Source organism: Clostridium rectalis (genome assembly GCF_900626095.1).
GTDB classification, from domain to species: Bacteria; Bacillota; Clostridia; order Clostridiales; family Clostridiaceae; genus Clostridium_AS; species Clostridium_AS rectalis.
In genome coordinates this window covers 1-6,806 of sequence record NZ_UYZZ01000019.1, presented here as the reverse complement: position 1 = coordinate 6,806, position 6,806 = coordinate 1, and the positions used below count along the sequence as shown (strand labels likewise).

General features: G+C 28.8%; 7 protein-coding genes, 1 tRNA gene and 2 rRNA genes. 7 read left to right on the top strand and 3 right to left on the bottom strand.

The window, feature by feature from the left end; translation table 11 throughout:
• The first annotated feature begins 166 nt into the window (after positions 1-166).
• Both rrf and EJL03_RS15720 read left to right on the top strand, forming a co-directional pair.
• Positions 167-283: ribosomal RNA gene (rrf, locus tag EJL03_RS15725) — 5S ribosomal RNA — on the top strand.
• A gap of 7 nt (positions 284-290) precedes the next feature.
• Positions 291-366 (top strand) — tRNA-Lys (locus EJL03_RS15720).
• Between the two features lie 35 nt (positions 367-401).
• Here the strand turns inward: EJL03_RS15720 and EJL03_RS15715 are convergent.
• Positions 402-674, bottom strand: coding sequence for a sll1863 family stress response protein (locus EJL03_RS15715; RefSeq protein ID WP_125154912.1), 273 nt, complete (start codon positions 672-674; stop codon positions 402-404).
• A 174-nt stretch (positions 675-848) separates the two neighbouring features.
• Between EJL03_RS15715 and EJL03_RS15710 the strand changes: the two genes are divergently transcribed.
• The 4 genes from EJL03_RS15710 to EJL03_RS15695 all read left to right on the top strand — a co-directional run bounded on the left by EJL03_RS15710 (position 849) and on the right by EJL03_RS15695 (position 4,286).
• Positions 849-1,187 (top strand): hypothetical protein, encoded by a 339-nt coding sequence (locus tag EJL03_RS15710; protein WP_125154911.1) that lies wholly within the window; start codon positions 849-851, stop codon positions 1,185-1,187.
• A gap of 105 nt (positions 1,188-1,292) precedes the next feature.
• Positions 1,293-2,333: a M42 family metallopeptidase gene (locus tag EJL03_RS15705; RefSeq protein ID WP_125154910.1), complete on the top strand. Its 1,041-nt coding sequence runs from the start codon at positions 1,293-1,295 to the stop codon at positions 2,331-2,333.
• A complete protein-coding gene (locus EJL03_RS15700) occupies positions 2,324-3,325 on the top strand; it encodes a M42 family metallopeptidase (RefSeq protein ID WP_125154909.1) in 1,002 nt (333 codons plus the stop codon). The genes EJL03_RS15705 and EJL03_RS15700 overlap by 10 nt, the downstream gene beginning before the upstream one ends.
• 16 nt (positions 3,326-3,341) lie before the next feature.
• On the top strand, positions 3,342-4,286 hold the full coding sequence (locus EJL03_RS15695; RefSeq protein ID WP_125154908.1) for a zinc-binding metallopeptidase family protein: 945 nt from the start codon (positions 3,342-3,344) through the stop codon (positions 4,284-4,286).
• Between the two features lie 12 nt (positions 4,287-4,298).
• Here EJL03_RS15695 and EJL03_RS15690 read toward each other — a convergent pair whose 3' ends face one another.
• Complete coding sequence (locus EJL03_RS15690) at positions 4,299-4,892, bottom strand: uracil-DNA glycosylase (RefSeq protein WP_125154907.1); 594 nt, start codon at positions 4,890-4,892, stop codon at positions 4,299-4,301.
• Between the two features lie 30 nt (positions 4,893-4,922).
• Positions 4,923-6,356 carry a cardiolipin synthase gene (gene cls, locus EJL03_RS15685; protein ID WP_125154906.1) on the bottom strand — a complete coding sequence of 478 codons (1,434 nt, stop codon included), beginning with the start codon at positions 6,354-6,356 and terminating at the stop codon, positions 4,923-4,925.
• Positions 6,357-6,719: 363 nt separating this feature from the next.
• On the opposite strand from cls, the gene EJL03_RS15680 reads away from it, so the two are divergent.
• Positions 6,720-6,806: ribosomal RNA gene (locus tag EJL03_RS15680) — 16S ribosomal RNA — on the top strand; the annotation flags it as partial.

Genomic DNA, 6,806 nt, shown 5'->3' with positions numbered 1-6,806 from the left:
AAGTACAGCAATGTATTCAGCTGACTGATACTAATAGGTCGAGGGCTTGATCTAATAAATGTTACTTTGTGCAATTTTGAAAGAATAAGTTCTTTCAAAGATAACTCACTCAGGAAACTGAGGAGTAGTGATTTAAAGTGAAATCGAAGATTTCTGTAAATCAGTATCTGGTGATTATGGCTTGAAGGTAACACCCGTTCCCATACCGAACACGAAGGTTAAGCTTCAAAGCGCCGATGGTACTGCAAGGGAGGCCTTGTGGGAGAGTAGGTCGTCGCCAGGTGAAATATGATCCACTAGCTCAGTCGGTAGAGCACATGACTTTTAATCATGGTGTCCGGGGTTCGATTCCCCGGTGGATCACCAAAAAAACCTATCATAATATGATAGGTTTTTTTATATTAATTTTTTATTTTATTAGTTAATTTTTCAGTAGTATTTTTTAAATCACTCCATGAATTTTCTAAGTCATCTTTAAATTTTTCCATGTTACTTTTATTAGAAATTTTAATATTCATGTACTTAATTTTTAAATTATTAAACTTGGAATCTAGTTCGTATATCTGGTTATTAAACTCTTTTCTTGATTCTTTTTTTAAATCTGAGATTTTATCTTCTAATAAGTTTAATTTTTCATCCATTTCTTCTTTAAATGAGTTCTTATTCCAATTCATTTTAATTACCTCCTTTATATATACTTAATTTGTGTAATTATGTAATTAAAATACGTGCAAATATAATAGTTATAATATTTAAAATATTTTAAACATATATTGACCATACAATAGTAATGGTATATGATTAAATTAATGAAAAATAAAGGCTATTTAAAAATAGGAGGGAATAATATGGCTCTTAAAGATAATATAACTGTGGGTATTTCTAGAATAGCTAAAACAGTTGGAGATGGTGCTGCTACTGTAGCCAAAAAATCAGGTGAAATAGTAGAGGTTTCTAAGCTTAATATAAGAATATCTTCTAATAAAAATAGAATGGAAAGTTTATATAAAGATATAGGAGAATTAGTTTTTAAAAAGTATGAGAATGGAGAAATAATAGATAAGGATTTAGAGGATAATTGTAAGGAAATATCTGTATTAAATGAAGAGAATTCAAAACTTGAAGAAAAAGTAAGTATAATAAAAAATAAAGATGAGGAAGATACAGAAGAGGATTATATAGAGTAGTATAGATATTTTCGCCTTCAACGTTTTTGTTGGAGGTATTTTTATTTTCAATTTTAGATATATGGTAAGATAAGTATGTAGAGTTTTTAAGAAGGGTGATAAAATATGGAATGTAAAGAAGTTTTAAAAGAGTTATGTACTGCACATGCTCCTAGTGGAAGAGAAAATTGGTTATATAATACTATAGAAAATATATTTAAAGATTTTGGAGATATTTCAATTGATAATTTAAATAATATATTTATACATAAAAAGGGGAGTGGGTCAGGTAAAATTATGCTTATGGCTCATGCGGATGAGGTTTTTCTTATAGTAACGGATATAGATGAAAATGGGTTTCTAAAATTTAAAGGTAATGGGATAGATATTAAAACATTAATAAATCAGCAGGTATTTATACATGGTAAAGAAAAAATAAATGGAATAGTGTCAATTAAATCTAAATTTTCAACAAAAGGTGGAGAAAAGAATAAGGATATAGATATAGACAGTTTATTTATTGATACAGGGTTTACATATGAAGTAGTTAAAGATATTGTAAGCATAGGAGATTATGTAACATTAAATAGAGATTTTTATGAGTTATTAAACAATAAGGTTACTTGCAAGGCTATAGATGACAGAGCTGGAATAGCAACTTTATATGAGTGTGGTAAGGAGTTAATGAATTCCATTCATAATATGAACGTATACTTTGTATGTTCTTCTCAAGAAGAAGTAGGGCATAGAGGTGCTAGAACAGCTAGTTATAATATACAGCCTGATTTGGCCATAGCTTTAGATGTTACATTTGATTCAGGTAAGTTTGGAGACAGTGAGAGGGAAAATAAACTTGGAGAAGGTCCTGTTATATGCATAGGTCCTAATATTCATCCTCAATTAAGAGATAGTATTATGAAACTTGCAAAGGAATATAATATATCTTTTCAAGTAGAAGTTGAGCCAGGAAATACTGGTACTGATGCATGGGATATACAGATAACAAGAACTGGGATACCAACACTGCTTATATCCATACCTATAAGATATATGCATACCTCAGTAGAGGTTATAGATATAAATGATATAAAAAATACTGGCAGATTGATAGCTAAATTTATACAGGGATTAGATTATACTAAATTGGAGGAGATAGTGTGTTTTTAGAAACTTTAAGTAATGCGTCATCCCCAAGTGGTTATGAAGGGAATGTGAGGAGGCTAATTAAAGAAGAGATAGAACAATTTGTAGATGAAATTTTTATAGATAAAGTAGGGAATTTAATAGCACATAAAAAGGGCACCGGAAATAAAGTTTTGCTTACAACACATATGGATGAAAATGGTTTTATAATAACAGGATATAATGAGGATGGAACATTGAAGTTTTATCCTTTAGGAGATATAGATAAAAAAATAGTACCTGCTAAAGTAGTATTAGTAGGAATTAATAAGATACCAGGTGTTATTGGAGTTAAGCCTATCCACTTACAAGGTAAAACTGAAAGAGGCAAAATTATGAGTTTAGAAGATTGTTGCATAGATATAGGATCAAACTCTAAAGAAGAAACTAAAGAAATAGTGAATTTAGGAGATTTTGTAGTATTTGATACTAAATGCGGTAGATTTGGAAGTAACTTTGTAAAGGGAAAGGCCCTTTCTTCAAGATTAGGGTGCAGTATTTTAATAGAAATACTAATGAAAAACTATTTTTGTGATTTATATGTGGCCTTTAATGTTCAAAAAGAAGTAGGAAACAGAGGGGCTTATATATCTACATTTAATATAGAACCTGATATAAATATTATAGTTGATTCTACTAGTGCTATGGATATACCTAATATAAAAGAACATTATGTAGGAAATAAAATAGGTTTTGGTCCTGTAATAGCTATAAAAAATAAATTAAATATTTTTGATACTAATTTATCTGCAGACATTGTAAAAGTAGCAGAAGACAAAAGTATTATTTACCAGATAGAAAACAACAAAATTACTAAAAATCAAGGAGAAGCTATTCAAATGGTTAATGAAGGAACAAGAGTCGCTAGCATATCAATACCATGTAGGTATAAAAATACTAATATATCAGTAGCTAGTATTGAGGATTATAATAATACAGCAAAGTTAATTGATGAATATATTAAGACAATTAAATAAGTTAGGGGGAGGTACTATGGATAAATTGTTAAGTGAGCTTATAAATACCTTTGGAGTAAGTGGAAACGAAGAATTTGTAAGAAGTATCATATTAGAAGTATTAAAGGATAAGGAATATGATATTAAAGAAGACAAAATGGGAAATTTGATTGTAAAGGTTGGAAATGGGTCAAAGAAAATAATGATATGTACCCATATGGATCAGATAGGATTTATAGTTAGTTATATAGAAGATAATGGATTTATAAGAGTTGAAAAGTTGGGTAATTTTAAGACTGATAATATTAGTCATAGTTATATAAGATTTAAGAATGGTTCTATAGGAAAAATTATAATTAATAAAGATGATATGTATATAGATATTGGGGCGAAAAATAAGGAAGAAGTTAATAATAAAATTAAAATAGGAGATACTGCTTGTTTAGTAGGTCCATGCTTAGAGGTAGAAAATAATAATATAATAAGTCCTAATTTAGATAATAGAATAGGATGTTATGTACTACTAAAATTATTAATGGATATAAATACATTAAACAAGGAAACATATTTTGTTTTTTCTTCTCAAAAGTTAATGGGAAATAGGGGGGCTAGAGCAGCTGCATATGAGGTAGATCCTAATTATTGTATAGTATTAGATGTAAAACAGTCATCAGATTCATTGAGTGGTAAAAATAGTTTTAAATTAGGAAATGGTCCAGGAATAAACATAATGGATAAAACATTAATAATGCACGAGGATGTAAAATCTATGATTGAAATGGCTAGCAGTGAATTGAATTTAAGAACTCAAAATATAATCTTAGATGATATATCAGAAGGAGGGGTTATACATAAAGAAAGAAATGGAATCAAAACAGGGGAATTGTGCATCCCATGTAGGTATAAAAACTCATCTTCAGAGATGGTAAATTTTGATGATGTTAATGGATGTATAAAATTATTAAAAAAAATATTAGAGTAGCTTAAAGAAACCTTAGATTTTATCTAAGGTTTCTTTAAGCTTTAACCAGTCTTGTAAATACATATTTTTAAATGTGTCGTTTCTGTTATAAGTTAATGCTGATGGATGATACATTGGGAAAATATATTTGTTTATATAATTATTAAATATTATTTCTCCATGACATTGACCTATAGATTTAAAATTTGTCAGTCTTTTTAATGGAATATTACCTAAAGTTACTATTAGTTTAGGATCTGCAAGTGAGATTTCTTTATCTAATATATCATTAAATAAGTTTATTTCTGAAACTTTAGGGGTTCTATTACTAATAGACTTCTTACCGTTTTTGGTTTCTTTTACCTTTATGGGTCTAAAGTAACAGGTATTAGTTATTCTAATAGAACTTCTTTTTACATCTATCATATTAAGATAGTATTCAAAATTTTTACCTGCTACACCTACAAAAGGTTTCCCCTGTTCCACTTCAGTTTTTCCTGGAGCTTCTCCTATAAATAATATATGGCAAGGTATTGGTCCATCACCGGTAATCCAACCGCCAATAAAATCCTTCTTATAATTATTGCATATTTCTCTTATGTCAAATTTTAAATCCTCTAGCGTCATATTAATGTCCCCCTTCATTGCAAATATATTTTATAATAAGGATGAGAATAGTCTAGCAGTAGCTTCTATGGCTTTAGTAAAGGTAGATATATTGTTACAATCATCTTCATTAATTTGTATACTACATTTTAAGTCATCAAAGAAAAGATCGTCAAATTTTTCTGTAACTTCTTCATCATATATTACTGCATTTATTTCATAATTTAATTCATAGCTTCGTATATCCATATTAGCAGTACCAATAGTACATATTTTCCCATCAATAGTCATAACCTTGGAGTGAATAAATGAATTTTTATTATAAAAATACACTTTCACACCACATTTTATAAGTTCAGTTAAATAAGTTCTAGATGCATAATATACAGTGAAATGGTCATATTTCCCCGGGAATACTATTCTTATATCAATGCCGCTCAAAGCAGCTATTTTCAATGACTCCATTATGCTTTCTGGTGGAACAAAATAAGGAGTAGTTATATATATATGGTCAGTGGCCATAGAAATCATTTTTAATATACCTTGCATTATTGCGGGGTAAGGAGAATCAGGACCACTTTTTATAAGTTGCATCATTTTCCCCTTAGATTTTTTTTGTTCAGGGAAATAGCTATAGAAATTATTATCCAAATTCATATACTCTTTATTAGCTTTTTTTATAGTCCAAAAGTCGTCTATAAATACTCCTTGTAGGCCCAAAACAAAGTCTCCTTTTACCATTATATGAGTGTCTCTCCAGTAACCTAGTTTACCCTTACCTAAATATTCATCTCCAATATTAATGCCTCCAATAAAACCTACATGACCATCTATTATTACTATTTTTCTATGATTTCTATAATTAATTTGAGTGTTGATGTGTCTTAGAAGGGGAGCTAAAAAATAGGAATATTGGACAACATCTATGCCAGCTTCAACCATTTCATTTATATAAGCTCTACCGAGCTTAATTGAACCAACTCTATCTATAATAAATCTTATCTTAACACCTTCTAATGATTTTTTTATTAGTAAATTTTTTATTTCGTTACCTATTACATCGTTTTTTACAATATAATACTCTAGGTGAATGTGTTGGGTTGCATTTTCTATTTCTTCTTTTAATTTTTTAAACTTTTCATCACCATCCCTAAATATTGTTATATCGTTATCTATAAATAACGGAGATTCACTATTTTCTGCTAATAGTTTAACTAAGGGTATATAATCTGGATTTTCAATTTTATTTAAAACTTTTCCAATAAGGTCCTTTACTTGAGGAGAAAAGTCTTTATTTAATTTGTGAACTTTCCAGTTTCGACCTAGAAACATATAAAAGAATAGACCAATAGGAGGTAATAAAACTATTATAAGTAACCAAGCAATAGTTTTTTCCGGTCTTTTTCTTTCCAGTATTATTACTATTGTAGCCAGGATAGCATTAGCTACAAAAAAAATAGAAAAAATAGAAACTAGTCGTGACATATATAAACACCTCCTAAATATATTATTCTAAAAAATATACTTTAAATACCTATAATAATCAAATTTTCAACAACTTAGTCTAGTGTATCAATATATATTATAACAAGAAAAAGAGAGAATTTAAAAGAAAAAATAAAATAAATTTAAAAAATCGGTATATAGAGTATATGTTTTAATATTTATGTGTGATACAATAACACATGTCGCTGAGAGATGCGGTATATAAATGGATAAGCATGAGATGAGATAATGGTGCTTGATTAATATGAATTGATCTTTGAAAATTAAACAGAGAAGAATGAAACCAGTTAATTCTTAACACAAAGTGTTAAAATAGCGATGAGCTAAAAAAGATTAAACTTTTAAATTGAGAGTTTGATCCTGGCTCAGGACGAACGCTGGCGGCGTGCCTAACACATGCAAGTCGAGCGATGAAGCTCCTTCGGGAGT